Raw genomic sequence first — 18,039 nt, 5'->3', positions numbered from 1 at the left:
ATGGGCAGGTTATGACCTGCCCTTATTTTTCCTGCTGCGTCGTCGCGAAAGCGTCGCGCTGTAAAAGCCTCTTTGCCGGATGCACCACTCACGTGGTTTATCCGGCCTACAACGTGCAATCCTCACTCTATGAGTCCTGACCTGGGGGTTTAAGTTCTGCGGACAAAAAGCCGCTTTTAACCTGCTATGGTAAACGAGACGGTAAAACCCAGGTCACAGGATGAGCAGAAAGACGGTTGCGGTAGTGACGTTGTTGGTCAGCGCATTACTTTCAGGATGTGGCAGCATTAATGCACGCACGGAAGGCGAGGATTCGAATACCTATTATGTGGGTACGCACCACGACATTGATAAACTAAAAAATCCAGGCGCTTATGATTATAACTATTTCGATTTAGCGCTGTTATTTATCGATGTACCACTGTCTTTTGTGGCAGATACGGTCTATGCGCCGTTTGATTACTATCATGGACCGTATAAGAAAGTCGATTAAAATTCAGGCCCGGTAAGCATCGCGCCACCGGGCCAATTAATAACGGCTACTCCTCGATCGCCTGGCGAATTTGCTGCAGCGACGCCGGATCGTCAATGGTCGTCAGATCGCCGGGATCGCGGCCTTCACAGATTGCCTGAATCGTCCGCCTGAGCATTTTACCGGAGCGCGTTTTCGGCAACTGTGACACAAACCAGACGTGTGCCGGACGGCCAAAGTTACCAATCTGACTGTCCACCAGCGCCATAATCGCCTTCTCTTCCGAATGCGCGATGTCGCGATCTTCAAGGCTGTCGCTCTGTTTCGGAATAACAAATGCAACCGCCACCTGCCCTTTCAAAGCATCTTTCACGCCGACCACCGCCACTTCTGCGACGTTTGGATAGCTGGAAATACTCTCCTCTATCTCACGCGTACCCAGTCGGTGTCCGGCGACGTTAATGACGTCATCCGTCCGACCGAGGATGAAGTAATAGCCGTCGGCATCGCGAATGCCCCAGTCAAAAGTGGCGTATACCTGACGAGAAAACAGCGACCAGTAGGTATTTACGAACCGTGTGTCATCGCCCCAGATGGTCTGAATACACCCTGGCGGCAGTGGCCCTTCAATGACCAGCATACCCTTCTCATTCGCTGCGCAGGGTTCGCCGGTGACCTCATTGAGCAACTGCACGTTATAGCCATACATCGGCACGCCAGGGCTGCCCAACCGCGAAGGCCTGTCGTCCAGCCCACGCGCGATCGCCATAATTGGCCAGCCGGATTCGGTCTGCCAGTAGTTGTCGATAACCGGGACGCCCAGCGTTTCCGTTACCCAACTGGCGGTCGGTTCGTCCAGCGGTTCCCCGGCCAGATACAGCACCTCCAGCGAGGAGAGATCGTGATTGCGGATCTGCGCGGTCGGGAATTTCTTCAGTACGCGTATCGCCGTTGGCGCGGAGAACATCCGGCTAACCTGATACTTCTCAACAATCTTCCACCACACGCCGCAGTCCGGGTACGTTGGCAGCCCTTCGTACACCACCGTCGCCATCCCCGCCAGCAGTGGGGCATACACGATATACGAATGCCCAACCACCCAGCCGATGTCCGACGCGCAGAAGAACACGCCGCCCGCTTTACCGCCGAAAATGGTGTCCATCGTGGTTGCCAGCGCGACCGCATAGCCGCCAACGTCGCGCTGGACGCCCTTCGGTTTACCGGTTGTCCCGGAGGTATAGAGAATGCAGGAGGTTTCATTCGATTCCAGCCACGTCACCGGCACCCGCGCGCCAAGATGCTGTTGGCGCAGCGCGGCAAAGTCGAGGTCGCGCCCCTCTACCCGCGCCATTTTCGCCAAACCACGATCGACCAATACCACATGACGCGGCTGGTGCTGCGCCTGACTGATTGCATCATCGAGCAGCTTTTTATACGGCAGGATCTTGCCCCCGCGCGCGCCGGCATCCGCCGAAACGATAATCACCGGTTGGGCGTCGTCGATGCGTGCCGCCACGCTGTGCGAGGCAAAGCCACCGAACACCACCGAATGGATCGCCCCAATGCGCGCGCAGGCCAGCAGCGTAATGTGCGCCTCGGCGATCATCGGCATATAAACCAATACCCTGTCGCCGCGCTGTACGCCCAGAGACAGCAACATTGCCGCCGCCACATTCACTTCGTCGTACAGCTGACGAAAGGTAAAGGTACGCTCTTCTTCGGTTTCCGATGACACCGCAATCAGCGCCAGCGCCTCAGGCTGTTTCTCCACCCAGCGGTCGATGGCGTTATGACACAAATTGGTCTTGCCGCCGCAAAACCAGCGGGCAAACGGCGGGTTGCTGTGATCCAGCACCTGCGTATACGGCTGCTGCCAGTCAATACGCTGGGCCTGCTCGGCCCAGAATGACTCCGGTTGCGTAATCGAACGTTGATAAAACTCGCTATAAGACATAATGCTCTCCTGTTGAACTTACGCCTTGCCGCACGCAGGTTTAGATTACATAAAGGTCCATATACTCATTGACCGGCATCTGCTCCAGGCGGGCTCTGTCCAGGGAGACATCCAGAATGCGCTGCTGCTGACGGGTCGGGAACTGACGCGCCAGGTTGATTTTGAACTTCTCGACCAGCTTCGGCATACCGTCGTGACGACGGCGCGCATGACCGATTGGGTACTCCACCACCACTTCTTCAAAACGTGAACCATCGGTGAACTCGAGAGTGATGGCGTTAGCAATGGCACGTTTTTCCGGGTCGTGATAATCGGCAGTAAAGGCCGGATCTTCGAAGCAGGTGATCTTCTCGCGCAGGGCATCAATACGTTTGTCCTGCGCCACGCCGTCTTCGTAATCTGCCGCGGTTAAACGCCCAAACAGCAGCGGAATGGCGACCATATACTGGATGCAGTGATCGCGATCCGCCGGGTTATCCAACGGGCCTTTTTTATCGATGATGCGGATACAGGCTTCGTGGGTGCGAATGGTCACTTTTTCGATATCAGCCGCCGTTTTACCCGCGGCCTGCAGTTGTTCATACAGCGTCATTGCCGCTTCTACCGCGGTCTGCGAGTGGAACTCGGCCGGGAAGGAGATTTTAAACAGCACGTTTTCCATCACGTAAGAGCCGTACGGACGCTGGAAGCGGAACGATTCCCCTTTGAAGGAGACGTCATAAAAGCCCCAGGTTTTCGCCGTCAGCGCAGACGGATATCCCATCTCGCCCGTTTTTGCCATCAACGCCAGACGTACCGCGCGGGAGGTCGCATCGCCTGCCGCCCAGGATTTACGCGTGCCGGTATTTGGCGCATGACGATAGGTACGCAGCGACTGGCCGTCGACCCACGCCAGCGAAACGGCGTTGAGGATTTCATCCCGGCTCAGCCCAAGCATCTCCGCGACCACCGCCGTGGAGGCGACTTTTACCAACAGAACGTGATCCAAACCAACGCGGTTAAAGGAGTTTTCCAGCGCGATACAGCCCTGAATTTCATGGGCTTTGATCATCCCGGTCAGCACTTTTTTCATGGTCAACGGCGCTTTCCCCGCCGCCACCGCGTTGCGTGACAGCCAGTCAGCCGTCGCCAAAATACCGCCGAGGTTATCGGAAGGATGGCCCCATTCCGCGGCCAGCCAGGTGTCGTTGAAGTCCAGCCAGCGGATCATCGCGCCGATGTTAAACGCCGCCTGCACCGGGTCAAGCTGGAACTGGGTGCCCGGTACGCGAACGCCGTTCGGCACTACGGTCCCCGGCACCACCGGTCCTAACAGTTTTTTACAGGCCGGATATTCCAGCGCTTCCAGACCACAGCCAAGGGTGTCGAGCAGGCAATAATGCGCGGTGTCGTACGCCACCTTTGAGGTGATCTCGTAATTCATAACGTAATCAACGATATCAACGATTTCACGGTCAAAGTCTGGGCGAACGTTCGAAATATGTGCGGACATAGGGTACAACTCCTGTTTTTATATTTAGAGGTTTTAATTAGCAACGCTTTTCGATCGGCACAAATACGCGATCTTCCGGGCCGGTGTAGTTGGCAGAAGGACGGATAATTTTGTTGTCCTGGCGCTGTTCGATGATGTGCGCCGCCCAGCCGGTAACGCGGGCGATAACAAACAGCGGAGTGAACATTTCGGTCGGGACGCCCATCATGTTGTAGGAGACCGCCGAGAACCAGTCGAGGTTGGGGAACATCTTTTTCGTTTCCCACATCACCTCTTCCAGACGGTCGGCGATGTTGTACATTTTCAGCGAACCGCCTTCCTGAGAAAGCTGCTTCGCCACGCGTTTAATCACCTGATGACGCGGGTCGGCAATGGTGTAAACCGGGTGACCAAAGCCAATCACCACTTCTTTGTTTTCCACGCGTTTGCGGATATCCGCTTCGGCTTCATCCGGCGTTTCATAACGCTGCTGGATCTCCAGCGACACTTCATTCGCCCCGCCGTGTTTCGGCCCTCGCAGCGCGCCAATCGCGCCGATAATCGCGGAATACATATCGGAGCCGGTTCCCGCAATCACACGACTGGTGAAAGTGGATGCGTTGAATTCGTGCTCGGCATACAGCACCAGCGAAATATGCATCGCCTTTTCCCAGCTTTGCGACGGTTTTTCGCCATGCAGCAGATGTAGGAAGTGACCGCCAATGGAATCATCGTCCGTTTCCGGCTGAATGCGCTCGCCGTTATGGCTGTAGTGATACCAGTACAAAAGGATCGAACTGAGGGACGCCAGCAGCTTGTCTGCAATATCGCGCGCGCCGGAAACGGTGTGCCCCTCTTTTTCCGGCAATGTACACCCCAGCGCGGAGACGCCGGTGCGCATCACATCCATCGGGTGGGATGCGGCAGGCAGCGCTTCCAGCACGGTACGCACGTTTGCGGGTAAGCCGCGCAGCGCTTTGAGTTTGCTTTTATAGGCGGTGAGTTCGTCGCGGGTAGGTAATTTCCCGTGGATCAGCAGGTGCGCGACTTCTTCAAATTCGCACTGCTGCGCCAGGTCGAGAATATCGTAGCCGCGATAATGCAGGTCGTTACCGCTTTTACCCACGGTGCATAACGCGGTATTTCCGGCGGCGATGCCTGACAGCGCAACCGATTTTTTAGGTTTAATGACATGCGTGTTGTTTTGCAGGATTGTTGTGTCGCTCATGTTGTCCTCGTCATTTTTATAATATGTAGGGTGCTGAGGGTGTGCGAGTAGCTACGCAGGCCGGATAAACGTAGTGCCATCCGGCATTGCCTGATGGCGGCTTCGCCTTATCAGGCCTACATGGCTACTTTTTTGTGTACAGCGCGTCGAGTTTCTCTTCGAACTGGTAGTAATTGATGCTTTCGTACAGTTCGTTGCGCGTCTGCATAATGTCGATCACGCTCTTTTGCGTACCTTCCTGGCGCAGCACGTTGTAGACCCGTTCAGCCGCACGGTTCATGGCGCGGAAGGCAGACAGCGGATACAGGGCCATGGCGACGTTCGCGCTACGCAGTTCATCGGTAGTAAACAGCGGCGTGGCGCCAAATTCGGTAATGTTAGCGAGGATCGGTACCTGCACCGCATCGGCAAACTGGCGGTACATCGCCAGCTCGGTAATGGCTTCCGGGAACAGCATGTCGGCCCCCGCTTCAACGTATGCCTGGGCACGATCGATGGCCGCTTCTAACCCCTCCACCGCCAACGCATCGGTGCGCGCCATAATCACAAAGTTGGGATCGGTACGCGCATCCACGGCGGCGCGGATCCTGTCGACCATCTCTTCTTTTGAGACGATCGCCTTGTTCGGACGATGCCCGCAACGCTTGGCGCCGATCTGATCTTCAATATGCAGCGCGGCGGCACCGGCTTTAATCATCGACTTCACGGTACGCGCCACGTTGAACGCCGACGATCCAAAACCAATATCCGCATCCACCAGCAATGGCAGCGGGCAAACATCAGTGATACGACGAATATCGGTCAGTACATCATCAAGGGTAGAAATACCGAGATCCGGCAGACCCAACGACCCCGCCGCAACGCCGCCGCCAGAGAGATAAATCGCCTGATACCCGGCACGCTGAGCCAGCAGAGCGTGATTGGCGTTGATGGTGCCGACGATTTGTAATGGGTTTTCTTTGCTGAGCGCGGCGCGAAACGCCAGCCCTGGAGAGTGTAGAGACATATCCCGTCCTCTTGTTATCAACTTGTTATCATTCGTTGATTTACCTAAAGCAAGGGGTATGCCAAAGACCAAAACTTTTATTCAAATTCCATTTTTACTTTTTAAAACAGATGATTATATTTAGAACCTGTATTTTTATTGCACAAAAGCGTGTCAGCTATCGTTTCATGAAACCGACTTGAACGTTTCATTGCAACATTTATGAAACACAACTAAACCCTTATACTCGGTTCCTTACTTTTTGGGTTACTTATGGCTGATACGCATCTTCCGCCGCGGGTGAACGACGACAAACCAGTTATCTGGACGGTTTCGGTCACGCGCCTGTTCGAACTGTTTCGCGACATCAGTCTGGAGTTCGACCACCTGGCGACCATCACCCCTATTCAGCTGGGTTTCGAAAAAGCGGTGGCTTATATCCGTAAGAAGCTGGCCACTGAGCGTTGCGATGCCATCATTGCGGCAGGCTCCAACGGCGCGTATCTGAAAAGCCGTTTATCGATCCCAGTGATCCTGATTAAACCCAGCGGGTTTGACGTACTACAGGCGCTGGCGAAAGCGGGAAAACTGACATCATCGATTGGCGTCATTACCTATCAGGAAACCATCCCCGCGCTAATCGCCTTTCAAAAGACCTTCAATTTGCAGCTTGAACAGCACAGCTATATCACCGAAGAAGATGCCCGTGGACAAATCAACGAGCTGAAGGCCAACGGTACCCAGGCGGTGGTCGGCGCGGGGTTGATTACCGACCTGGCGGAAGAAGCGGGTATGACCGGCATTTTTATCTATTCGGCGGCCACCGTGCGCCAGGCGTTTGTCGACGCACTGGATATGACCCGTCTGACGCTGCGCAGAAACGGGCAATACGCCTCCGGCGACACGCTGCGCACCCGCTATGCGCTGGGGGATATACGCGGTCATTCTGCGCAAATGGAGCAGGTGCGGCACACCATTATGCTCTACGCCCGTTCGCGTGCGCCGGTGCTGATTCAAGGGGAAACCGGCACAGGTAAAGAGCTGGCGGCGCAGGCTATTCATCGTGAGTATTTTACGCGTCAGGAGAATCGGCGCGGAAAACCTTCGCCACCGTTTGTTGCCGTCAACTGCGGAGCCATCACCGAATCATTGCTGGAAGCGGAGCTGTTCGGCTATGAAGATGGCGCGTTTACCGGCTCCCGCCGGGGAGGACGCGCGGGCCTGTTCGAAATTGCCCACGGCGGGACGCTGTTTCTTGATGAGATAGGCGAAATGCCGCTACCGTTACAAACCCGGTTATTGCGCGTGCTGGAAGAAAAAGAGGTCACCCGGGTCGGGGGACATCAGCCGATTCCTGTCGATGTACGGGTGATTAGCGCCACGCACTGCAACCTGGAACAAGAGATGAAACAGGGAGAATTTCGTACCGATCTGTTTTACCGCCTGAGCATTCTGCGCCTCAAACTGCCGCCGCTACGCGAGCGGTTGCCCGATATTCTGCCGCTGGCGGAAGGCTTTTTAAAACAGTCGCTGGCGGAACTGGACGCGCCGTTTTCTGACGCGGTGCGTAAGGGATTAGCCCTGAGCCAGCATACGTTGCTCAATTATGGCTGGCCGGGAAATATCCGCGAGTTGCGCAATATGATGGAGCGTCTGGCGCTGTTTTTAAGCGTCGAACCACAGCCGGAGCTGAACGAACAATTTCTACAGCAGCTGTTACCTGAACTGGCCGCGGTTGCTGCCCCGCCGCAGGTCACTTCATCACTGACGCCGCAGCAGGTGCTGGCGCAATTCAATGGCGATAAAACCGCGGCGGCGCAATATCTCGGTATCAGCAGAACTACATTCTGGCGTAGGCTAAAAGAAAACCCGCCAGTGCAATGACTGGCGGGTATGTTATCTTTCAGTACTGCGCATTATTTTTTCTTGTAAATATTGGCTGTACCGTGGATTTTATTGTCCGAAGAAACCCCGCCAGTGCAATGACTGGCGGGTATGTTATCTTTCAGTACTGCGCATTATTTTTTCTTGTAAATATTGGCTGTACCGTGGATTTTATTGTCCGTTTGGCCGGAGGTTAATACCACCACATCGGCACCTTTCTCTTCGGCTTTCTTCAGCAGTTCTTCTTTAGCGTCTGCAACAGAAACTTCGTTACTCGTTGAAATATCACCGATTTTTGTGTACTGCGACTCAACCTTTTCAAACTCAAGTTTTGTCATAAATTCCGCGGCATACGCGTTGGACACAACAAAAGCTAACGCACCAATAAGTACTTTAATTCCAGTTTTCATATAAAAGCTCCAGGTTTTGTTATATATGCCATCATCGCCCCCTGAACATTCGCCATGCGAGTCAAGGATGATTAATAAGTAGTTCAGGCCGCTAAAAAGATCCAGAGCTGGCGGAAATATAAAGATATTTTGCGCATCGTGTATAACAGAAGATCCCACGCCGCAGCATTATCCGGCGCAGCTGGGTTGCAGAAACCAGGCGTAGACGCTATTTGCAAATTTGAGCTCATTTCACAATACAGTGTGAGTAAATACGCAGAATGACGAGCGCGCTAAAATTATAGTGTTAGCAGTCTAAGCATGCCCCTGGCCCGCTCTCACTAATGGAATCGTTGTCTATGGAACCTTTACACGCCGTCGTACTCACCATCAGCCTGTTTGTTTTAACCTTTTTTAATCCTGGCGCGAACCTGTTCGTGGTGGTGCAAACCAGTCTGGCGTCAGGACGACGCGCAGGGGTGATGACCGGTCTGGGTGTGGCCTTAGGCGATGCGTTCTACTCCGGCCTCGGGCTCTTTGGCATGGCGACGCTCATTACCCAATGTGAAGAGATATTTTCACTGATTAAAATTGTCGGCGGCGCCTATTTGCTGTGGTTTGCCTGGAACAGTGTTCGCCATCAGGCTACACCGCAAATGCCAACGTTACAGCAGCCGATTTCCGCCCCCTGGTATGTATTTTTCCGCCGCGGGTTATTAACAGATTTGTCTAATCCGCAAACCGTTCTGTTTTTTATTAGTATCTTCTCCGTCACCCTCAGCGCAGAAACGCCTACGTGGGCGAGGCTCATGGCCTGGGCAGGTATTGTGTTGTCTTCCGTTATCTGGCGGATTTTTCTCAGTCAGGCGTTTTCTTTGCCCGCTGTGCGCCGTGCGTATGGTCGAATCCAGAGGGTTGCCAGCCGGGTGATAGGCGCCATTATCGGCGTCTTCGCGCTCAGGCTGATTTATGAAGGTGTCAGCCATCGTTAAGCGAGTTTAACTTGACCATTGTGACGTAATTGTCCGTAATACCGCCTGAATTTTTAAATCGCATTTTGAGTGGCAGTGAGATGGAACAGGTTGCTCCGGTAAACGACACATTACTCCTTACAGAATGGCAGGCGTTGTTACGTCAAACATCCCCTGAAGTTCATACGATCCTGACATCATTAAGCGACGAAGAGATCCGCCATTTAGTGAGCGTTTTTTATGACTATATGCTCTCCCATGCGGAGAGCGCATTGTTCCTCAATACAGAACAGGTCAGCACCCGCCTCAGCGGCAGTATGTTTGACTGGCTACGCAGCGTACTTGGTAGCGCGAACGAAGATCTCTCACAACTGCTGGCAAAACAGCGCAAAATTGGCGTGGTGCATGCCCGCATCGGGCTGCCTATCGATCTGGTTAATCGCGGCGCACGCAAGCTGAAAGATGAATTGTATCGGGTCCTGAAAAAGAAAGCGGAATACTCGCCCGCCCTGCTGAGCGATGCCATCTGTTTCAGCAGTCTGGCAATGGATACCGCCCTGGAGGCCATGACCGTCTCCTATTCCCCCAGCTATCAAAACTCACTGCATACCCAGGAACAGTATCGCCTGCAGACCATTTACGATGACGTTAACGTCGAACGCGAGCGGCAAATACGCTCATTTACCGACTGGGAAAATCAGTTTATCTATAACATCGCCACCGGAATGCCTTTCGGTGAGCTGGTCCTTTTGGCGAATTCTGATTTTGGTATGTGGTTCGCACACAAGGGAAAATACATTCTGGGCAACAGCAATCTGCTGAAAGAAATGGAGTCGCTGATTGCGGAAATCGACAACCGCCTGACAACCACGCTGTCGCATCAGCATCAGGCGACAGAACCTGAACGGATGAGCTTGTTGCAGGATGTACGCCAGCTCTCGGCAAAAATCCATTTCCTGCTCGCCTCAATGTTCGACGCGCTGGTGAAGCAGGAAAATGGTAAAGACTCATTGACTCAATTGCTTAACCGACGCTTTATCCCGACCATTATGCGCCGTGAGATCTCGCTGGCGTTACATACCCGGAAGCCCTTTACCCTGGCGATGCTGGATATCGACTACTTTAAGCAAATTAACGACAACTATGGGCATAACACCGGTGATATGACGCTCAAAAACGTCGCGGCGGTTATTTATGATCATATTCGCAGCAGCGATTACGTTTTCCGCTACGGCGGTGAAGAATTTATGATTCTGCTTGTCGAGTCAGATCAGTCTCAGGCCAGTATTATCCTCGAAACGCTACGCATGAAAATTGCCGAGATGCGTATGGCGGCCTCAGCAACAGAAGTGTTTTCTGTCACCGTCAGTATTGGCATCGCCGAATATGACTACCATCCTGACTACAAGCAGTTGGTTGATAAAGCCGATCGGGCACTGTACCTGGCGAAAAGTAATGGCCGTGACCGCGTAGAGATATTTCAGGAATAACCTATTTTCCCACGGAGAAATAAATACCCCGTTAAGGGTATTTATCTGACCTGCGATAAGTATCGGGCTGTTATTTTTATTCAGGCATATACGTGCCATAAAAATAACAGCCGCTTAATAAGATGCAAATCAAATACACCAAATCTGAATAGCGCTAGCATATCCCGGTGATGACGCCTTCTGAATGCAGGAGGGGAAATATGAGGGATAGTGTAAAACCATGAACGGGAAAAAGAGAACACGCTGGCAGCGCCGCCCAGGCACGACCGGAGGCAAACTGCCGTGGAATGACTGGCGTAACGCCAGCACCTGGCGAAAAGCCACCCAGTTTCTCCTGCTGGCCAGCAATATCTATATTGGCGTGACGTTTTATTATTGGGTCCGCTATTTTGAAACTGCCGGTACCAGCGTTTATATTCCAAGACCCGGCGGTATTGAGGGGTGGCTGCCGATCGCGGGTTTGATGAATATCCGCTACACGCTGGAGACCGGTTTTCTCCCGCCCATCCATGCCGCCTCCATGCTGCTGTTAGTTGCGTTTATCCTGATTAGCTTGTTGTTAAAAAAAGCCTTCTGTTCGTGGCTATGCCCGGTTGGCACGCTTTCCGAACTGCTTGGTACTCTGGGAAAAAAAGTATTGGGTCGCAATTTCACGCTGCCGCGCTGGCTGGACATCCCACTGCTCAGTCTGAAGTATCTGCTGTTGGGTTTCTTCCTGTATATCGCTCTGTCGATGCCCGCCCAGGGAATCCAGTACTTTCTGATGTCGGCCTACGGCATGATCATTGACGTGAAGATGCTCGATTTTTTTCGTCATATCGGCTCCGCCACGCTTATTTTCGTGGTAGTTATCAGCGTTCTGAGCCTGTTTATTCGCAATGCCTGGTGCCGTTATCTGTGCCCTTATGGCGCACTGCTTGGCCTGTTTTCACTGCTCTCGCCGTTTAAAATCCGGCGTAATCCGGACAGTTGCATTGACTGCGGGAAATGTGCGAAAAACTGCCCGTCTACTATCCCGGTTGATCGACTGATTCAGGTGCGTACCGTGGAATGTACTGGCTGTATGACCTGCGTTGAATCCTGCCCGGTGGCCTCTACGCTGAGCTTTTCACTGCACACCCCTGTGGGGGAACAAGGAAACGGCAAATCGTTATGGCGGCAAACGGCATTGTCAGGCGTTGTCATGACTATCCTGGTGCTGGGTATCCTTTTTGCCACCATTGGCTATGCGGTTTATGCCAATGTCTGGGATACGCCGGTGCCCGATCACATGTATTTCCAGCTGATTCCGAAGGCTAAAATGATCGGCCATTAATTTTTAATAACCCTGCCAATTCTGGCAGGGTTTCCCGCCTGTTCCGCCATTTTAAGACTATTGAACTTGTGCCTTCGCGCCCCGGTTTATACAACCTTAACTATCACCTGTGATCATTCATTTTTTATTATGTTATGGGCGACTGCATCCAATAATAAACGGGACAGCATTATGACTAAAATAAAACTGGCACTGCTATTACCTCTGTTTCTGGCGGGTTGTACGATGAGCGACGGGGAATTAAGAAACGCTTACGCTCAGCATTATCAGCAACCCGCCGCCTATGTCGAGACTTATAAACAGAAGATAGCCAGCATGAATATTAATACCCTGGCCCAATATGCCGCCGCAGAAGATAAGAAAAAAATGCGTGGGCAACCGAGACTGAAAATCGACGAATTCATTACCATTGAGAACGTGCAGGCGAAAGGAAATCGGGTGGTCTACGATTACTCGCTGTCAGAGAAATGGCTGGCGCTGTCTGCGGACAAACAGCGCGAGAAGCAGATCAATATGAATAAGGATCTGATCTACCGTACCTGCTCGTTGGAAACGGTACGTCTGGCGCAGGCGAAAGGGCTGGAAGAAGAGCATAACTATTACAGCCAGTACCCAGACAAAGTCGCCTTCACTCTGAGAACCAGCGCGCAGATTTGTATGCAAAACGGTTTTACGCAATAGCCGCAATCCACTATGCCTGATGCGCTTATCAGGCATACAATTTGCACTCTGTTGTAGGCCGGATAAGGCGTCAACGCCGCATCCGGCTAAAGCATCAGAATTTCCAGGATACGCTGCCGACAATGCTGCGCTCAGCGCCGAAGTAGCAGTATGAGAGCGAATTACAGGCCGCAACGTAGCGTTTATCGGTCAGGTTGTTGACGTTCAACTGGGCACTCAGTCCTTTAATACCGATATTCGTTAAATCGTAGCCAATTGCCATATCCACCAACGTATAGGATGGCAGGGTATGCGTATTCAGACGATCGCTGGTGATCCCATTGACATATCGCACGCCCGAGCCGAGCGTCAGACCATCCAGCAGGCCGCTTTTCACATCGTAGCTCAACCAGGTGCTGGCCTGATTCCGTGGTGCATACACGGCACGCTTGCCCTGCTCCTCCGGACTGCTTTTCTTGTAGCGGATGTCGGTGTAGGTATATGCCGCCTGCAGACGGAAGCTGTCCGTCAGTTGACTAACCGCCTCCAGCTCCACCCCTTCAGATTCAATTTCCCCAATCGAGCGGTACGGATCGGTCGGCTCTTCTTTGGTGGCGATATTGGTTTGATTAATGCGGAACACCGACGCGCTGAACTGACTGTTAAGTCCTTCCGGCTCATATTTCAGCCCCGCTTCCCACTGCTTGCCTTTCATCGGATCCAGCAGATTGCCGTTCTCATCGGCAAAGCTGGTTGGCGTAAAGGCGGTGGAATAGCTCACGTACGGCGCAAAGCCATTATCGAACAAGTAGAGCAATGCGGCGCGAGTACTAAAGTTGTTTTTATCCAGATCGCTGCGGGTATCGTTGATCTTATCAATATTAGACACGCTGACCTGATCGTAGCGACCGCCGAGCGTAATACGCCAACGATCCCATGACATCTGATCCTGCAAATAGTAGCCCGTCTGGCGCAGCTTGTGCTTCTCACGCGCATACATGTCGATATAATCCGGCTTCGCGCCATACACCGGGTTAAAAGCGTCGATCGGCGGGAATGCGCCGTAGTAGCCGGTGGTATTGTTGCTGCGATCCTGATAATCAATGCCCACCAGCAGACGATGGTTGACCTGCCAGGTATCAAAGCTGCCGTCGAGCTGGTTATCCAGCGTAATCGCCGACATTTTTTCATCAGAGCCGGAATAGCCGCGATTAAGCTCGGTTTCGTTCAACCAGCCCGCCGCATACACCTGGTTCAGTTCAACGTCGGTATGCAGATAGCGCAGCTTTTGCCGCACCGACCAGCCGCTATCAAACATGTGCTCAATATTGTAGCCCACCATGTTTTCACGGCGATCGTATTTGTCGTAATCATCCTCACCTTCGTAAAAGGTGTTGGAGATCTTTTGCCCGTAATGCGGAACAACGGTGCCGTCATAAGGCAGACCGGAGTGGCTACCGCCTTCCGGGTCGCGATGCAGATAGGCCATCAGATCCAGACGCGTCTGGTCGGTGATCCGCCAGGTCAGACTGGGCATCAGCGCGTAACGCTCTTCTTTCAATGGGCCAAACTGTGAGTCCGCGTAACGCGTCATCCCGCTCAGACGCGCCGCCACACGATCGTTATCATCCAGTGCCCCGGTGACGTCAAACGCCGCCCCGCGCTGGTTATTGTTGCCGGCAAACAGCTTCACTTCTCCACCCGCGTCAAATGACGGCTTGCGCGACGTCAACGCGACGATCCCCCCCGGAGAAGAACGCCCGTACAGCACGGAAGCCGGGCCGCGCACCACTTCGATATCTTCAAGGAACCACGGATCGACCACCAGCGAGCTATGTGAGTTGGTGTCGCCCATCATCTTCAGACCATCGAGATAGACGTTGTCCAGGCTGCCATCGGAGAAGCCGCGCAGCACAATGTAGTCAAAGCGGTTGGAGGCGCCAATCTGGTTGCTGTATACCCCCGGCGTATAGCTAACGGCCTGACGCACGCTGGTTGCACCCTGCTCTTCAAACTGTTCGCGGGTAATGATGGATACCGATTGCGGGGTTTCAATATCCGGCGTGGCAAGCTTAGTAGCCCCGCTCTGCATTTGCGAGGTGACAACGACCGTATCGTTTTTTGTTGTTTCCTGCGCCAGCAGAGGAAAAGCCACGCTGCCGGTCACCCATCCTACCAGCAGCGCTAACCGAGTCTTCGCGAACATGAGTATCTCCAAAGGCATTTCTAATTGTAAGTGAGAATTATTACCTTTTTGCTGACGGAGATAGCTATGCCGGATGCCAGATTACCTATGCGCAGTGCCAAATTGTCTGCCAGCAACGTGCGCAAAACGCAAAAATGGATTAGCAAAGCTTGAGCATATCGCCTGGCGAAAAACCGTAACGACGACGAAAGGCGGTAGAGAAGTTGGTGGCGTGCTGGTATCCCGACATCCAGGCTGCCTGCTGTACGCTGTATCCTTCCAGTAAATAACCGCGAGCGCGTTCCAGGCGGCAATCGCGCAAGTAATCAAAGACCGAACAGCCATAGGCTGCGCGAAACTTGCTACGCAGACTACTGGGACTCATTGCCGCGCGTTGCGCCAGTTCATTGAGCGTGTGGTCATTCTCAGGATTCTGTTCCAACAGGCGACGAACGACTTCCAGCCGCTGCTGTTCACCGCTGGCGGCGAGGCGTTTGCCGCTCTCGACCTGGCACACGCTGAGGCCATGGCCGAACAGTTGCAATATCAGCCCTTCCAGCATCAACTGGCGAGATACATTGCTGAGCGTGATCTGCTGCGCATACTCCAGGCCACTGAGTAAAAATCCCGGCACCTGCCAGATAAGCGTCGGCGTCTGGCATCTTTCCCACTCACGCATCAACGATTCGAGCAGCCCCGTGCGCCACGCGCCGTCGGGATACAGACCGAGAGATAAGGTTCGCAGTTTGCAGTCGGCATGATGGCGGGCGCGCATCGTCTGGTGCTCGCTCAGGCGTGAGCTAAACGCCATTCCGGAACGCACCACGTGTTCCTGACCGTTAAGCGAGAGGACCACGCAGCCTTCCAGTACCACCAACATATACAGGGGACTGCTGTGGCGGGAGGTGGTTTCGTAGGGTTGCAATACCTGTACATCAGAGTGCGTCACGCACATCCCGCAGGGGAGCGTCATCTCCTCAATTTCACCTTGCAGCACAGGGCTAGCAGACGGCAAGTCCGGCTTTTGTGCCAGTTGGGGAAAGCGATAGTCGATCCCGTAACGTTCACCAAAATCCATAAACTCGCTGACGGAAAAAGTACGGGCTACGCGTCTGGACGCATTCAGAGTGGTGTTGTTCATGCTGTCTTCTGCACAGAAAATGGGATTAACAGTTTATGGCCAGGAGCAACATTACCATTCCCTGCGCAACACAACAATAATAATGAGAATTATTATCAATATGATTAAGGCGCTTTTCCTGACAGCCAGCCATCTCATCAGACTGAATTTACAGCTGATGAGATGGCATGTTCTACTGCTTGTCCTGCGTACCCTCCTGCGGCTTTTCATCAACCTGAAACACAGCCACGGCCTGGGAAAGCATTGCCGACTGCTCTTCCACACTGCCTGTCGTGGCGGCGATTTCCTCAACCAGAGACGCATTTTGTTGAGTGACTTGCTCCATTTGCGTGACAGCAACGCGGATCTGCTCGATGCCGCTACTCTGTTCCCCCGATGCGCCGGATATATCTTCCATGAGTATATTGATATTGCGTATTGCCTTAGCAATGTCCGCCATCATAGCCCCACTGCTTTCAGCTATCTCCACCCCTTCCTTGACGCTGATTGCCGCTTTGGCAACCAGTTCGCTAATTTCTTTCGCTGAGGAGGCGCTACGTTGGGCAAGGGTTCTGACTTCACTCGCCACAACGGCAAATCCACGCCCGGATTCGCCAGCGCGCGCTGCTTCTACCGCGGCGTTTAAAGCGAGAATGTTAGTCTGGAAAGCAATACTATCAATCACATGGGAGATTTCATTCACGCTTTGCGCGTTGCGGCTGATCAGGTGAATTTTCTCAACCATGTCGCTCATTAAGCGCTCGCCACGCAATGCCATTTCCGTGCTTTCACTCGTCATGGCAGAAGCCTGATGTGATTTATCGGTGTTATTTTTGGTTGTTACGGAAATCTGTTCCATACTGGCCGCCGTTTCAACCACTGCCGCAGCCTGTTGCTCCGTTCGGGTTGATAAGTCTGAATTACCCGAAGCAATTTCCTGCATTCCGATATTAATAGACTCAACGCCATCGCGAATTGTACTGACAGTCTCCCGCAGGCCGTTTTGCATGTGTTGTAAATTTAAACACAGTAAGCCAATTTCATTGTTACCCGGCACCTTAACGGGATGACTCAGATCGCCTTTACCAATCCGTGAAAAATGCTCAGACACGATATTTAATGGCCGAATGATTGTTCGGTTTATCCAGATATTGCAGAGAATAAAGATAAGAACCGTAACGGCCAGCAGCAAGGATATTTTAAGTATTGAGGCATTAAACTGAACGTGTGTCTGCTCTACGATATTTTTACCGACCAACATGGTTGATTTGTAGTAGTTCTCGATCTCCTTATCAAAATTTTTTCGCAAAGCCAGCAACTCAGTGTTGGCGTTTGCTTGTGTACCGACAAGACTACCGTTAGAAATAGCCTCATTTAATTTATCAACATACTTTTGTTCAGCATTCATTTGTTGCTCAAAAGCAGTTCTGACGATTTTACCAATCTGGGGATCATCCGCCGTCAGTCCAGGTATATCCCAAAAAATAGCGAACTGCTTTCTGGCATAAGCGATCTCATCCTGCACCTGTCGCAATGTCTGTTGGGTAGCAGCCATATCTTGCAATTGAATATTATCAAGAACGCTTCTTACTTTATAAACAGCCCCAACGACGTTATGCAGCGAATCCTGTTCCTTTACTATATTATGCAGTAGAAGAGTACTTTTTTGATTTCCTTTGAGATCGACCAACTCAAACCCATTAGAAAGGAACTGCATAAACGTAAATACCAAAAGCAATAATAACAGACTGGTTTTAACCCTCATATTCTTTAACATTTAAACATCTCCATAACAATTAGACAATCATCTCTGACTAAATTGTTATCGACACGCCACGTAATACCTTAACCTAAAAATGGTTAATTATGAGAAAGTTTCCCGGCTCAACATAGCATAATAAATTACGTACACCGT

At 52.5% G+C, this 18,039-nt stretch carries 14 protein-coding genes; 6 read left to right on the top strand and 8 right to left on the bottom strand.

Translation table 11 applies throughout. From position 1 onward, the window contains the following. Positions 1-220 precede the first annotated feature (220 nt). On the top strand, positions 221-493 hold the full coding sequence (locus tag FDW92_RS17335; RefSeq protein ID WP_042310268.1) for a YceK/YidQ family lipoprotein: 273 nt from the start codon (positions 221-223) through the stop codon (positions 491-493). Between the two features lie 46 nt (positions 494-539). Here FDW92_RS17335 and prpE read toward each other — a convergent pair whose 3' ends face one another. The 4 genes from prpE to prpB form a co-directional block, all read right to left on the bottom strand. After that, positions 540-2,426 carry a propionate--CoA ligase gene (gene prpE, locus FDW92_RS17330; RefSeq protein WP_042310270.1) on the bottom strand — a complete coding sequence of 629 codons (1,887 nt, stop codon included), beginning with the start codon at positions 2,424-2,426 and terminating at the stop codon, positions 540-542. 40 nt (positions 2,427-2,466) lie between these two features. Beyond that, positions 2,467-3,918, bottom strand: coding sequence for a bifunctional 2-methylcitrate dehydratase/aconitate hydratase (locus tag FDW92_RS17325; protein WP_042310272.1), 1,452 nt, complete (start codon positions 3,916-3,918; stop codon positions 2,467-2,469). 37 nt (positions 3,919-3,955) lie between these two features. Then, positions 3,956-5,125, bottom strand: coding sequence for a 2-methylcitrate synthase (gene prpC, locus FDW92_RS17320; protein ID WP_042310274.1), 1,170 nt, complete (start codon positions 5,123-5,125; stop codon positions 3,956-3,958). A 124-nt stretch (positions 5,126-5,249) separates the two neighbouring features. Next, entirely contained in the window at positions 5,250-6,131 is an 882-nt protein-coding gene (prpB, locus tag FDW92_RS17315; RefSeq protein ID WP_038637980.1) for a methylisocitrate lyase, read from the bottom strand. Between the two features lie 252 nt (positions 6,132-6,383). Here prpB and prpR point away from each other — a divergent pair, with 252 nt between their 5' ends. Further along, positions 6,384-7,994 (top strand): propionate catabolism operon regulatory protein PrpR, encoded by a 1,611-nt coding sequence (gene prpR / locus FDW92_RS17310; protein ID WP_042310276.1) that lies wholly within the window; start codon positions 6,384-6,386, stop codon positions 7,992-7,994. Between the two features lie 134 nt (positions 7,995-8,128). Here prpR and yahO read toward each other — a convergent pair whose 3' ends face one another. Then, complete coding sequence (gene yahO, locus FDW92_RS17305; RefSeq protein ID WP_042310520.1) at positions 8,129-8,404, bottom strand: DUF1471 family periplasmic protein YahO; 276 nt, start codon at positions 8,402-8,404, stop codon at positions 8,129-8,131. Between the two features lie 338 nt (positions 8,405-8,742). Here yahO and FDW92_RS17300 point away from each other — a divergent pair, with 338 nt between their 5' ends. The 4 genes from FDW92_RS17300 (at position 8,743) to FDW92_RS17285 (ending at position 12,840) form a co-directional block, all read left to right on the top strand. Then, complete coding sequence (locus tag FDW92_RS17300; RefSeq protein WP_042310278.1) at positions 8,743-9,375, top strand: LysE family transporter; 633 nt, start codon at positions 8,743-8,745, stop codon at positions 9,373-9,375. A gap of 80 nt (positions 9,376-9,455) precedes the next feature. Beyond that, the gene (locus FDW92_RS17295) at positions 9,456-10,844 is read left to right on the top strand and encodes a diguanylate cyclase (protein WP_038637972.1); all 1,389 of its coding nucleotides are present in this window, start codon (positions 9,456-9,458) and stop codon (positions 10,842-10,844) included. A 220-nt stretch (positions 10,845-11,064) separates the two neighbouring features. After that, positions 11,065-12,159, top strand: coding sequence for a 4Fe-4S binding protein (locus FDW92_RS17290; RefSeq protein ID WP_042310280.1), 1,095 nt, complete (start codon positions 11,065-11,067; stop codon positions 12,157-12,159). 171 nt (positions 12,160-12,330) lie between these two features. Continuing rightward, positions 12,331-12,840 (top strand): hypothetical protein, encoded by a 510-nt coding sequence (locus tag FDW92_RS17285; protein WP_042310281.1) that lies wholly within the window; start codon positions 12,331-12,333, stop codon positions 12,838-12,840. 94 nt (positions 12,841-12,934) lie between these two features. On the opposite strand, the gene foxA is transcribed toward FDW92_RS17285, so the two are convergent. From foxA to FDW92_RS17270, 3 genes are all read right to left on the bottom strand, one after another. Beyond that, positions 12,935-15,043 (bottom strand): ferrioxamine B receptor FoxA, encoded by a 2,109-nt coding sequence (gene foxA / locus FDW92_RS17280; protein ID WP_137400667.1) that lies wholly within the window; start codon positions 15,041-15,043, stop codon positions 12,935-12,937. A gap of 121 nt (positions 15,044-15,164) precedes the next feature. Next, entirely contained in the window at positions 15,165-16,145 is a 981-nt protein-coding gene (locus FDW92_RS17275) for an AraC family transcriptional regulator (RefSeq protein ID WP_042310285.1), read from the bottom strand. A 172-nt stretch (positions 16,146-16,317) separates the two neighbouring features. Further along, entirely contained in the window at positions 16,318-17,901 is a 1,584-nt protein-coding gene (locus FDW92_RS17270; protein ID WP_042310287.1) for a methyl-accepting chemotaxis protein, read from the bottom strand. Positions 17,902-18,039 lie beyond the last annotated feature (138 nt).

This window comes from Citrobacter sp. wls706 (assembly GCF_005281305.1).
Taxonomy (GTDB): domain Bacteria; phylum Pseudomonadota; class Gammaproteobacteria; order Enterobacterales; family Enterobacteriaceae; genus Citrobacter; species Citrobacter werkmanii.
This window is presented reverse-complemented; position numbering and strand designations above follow the sequence as displayed.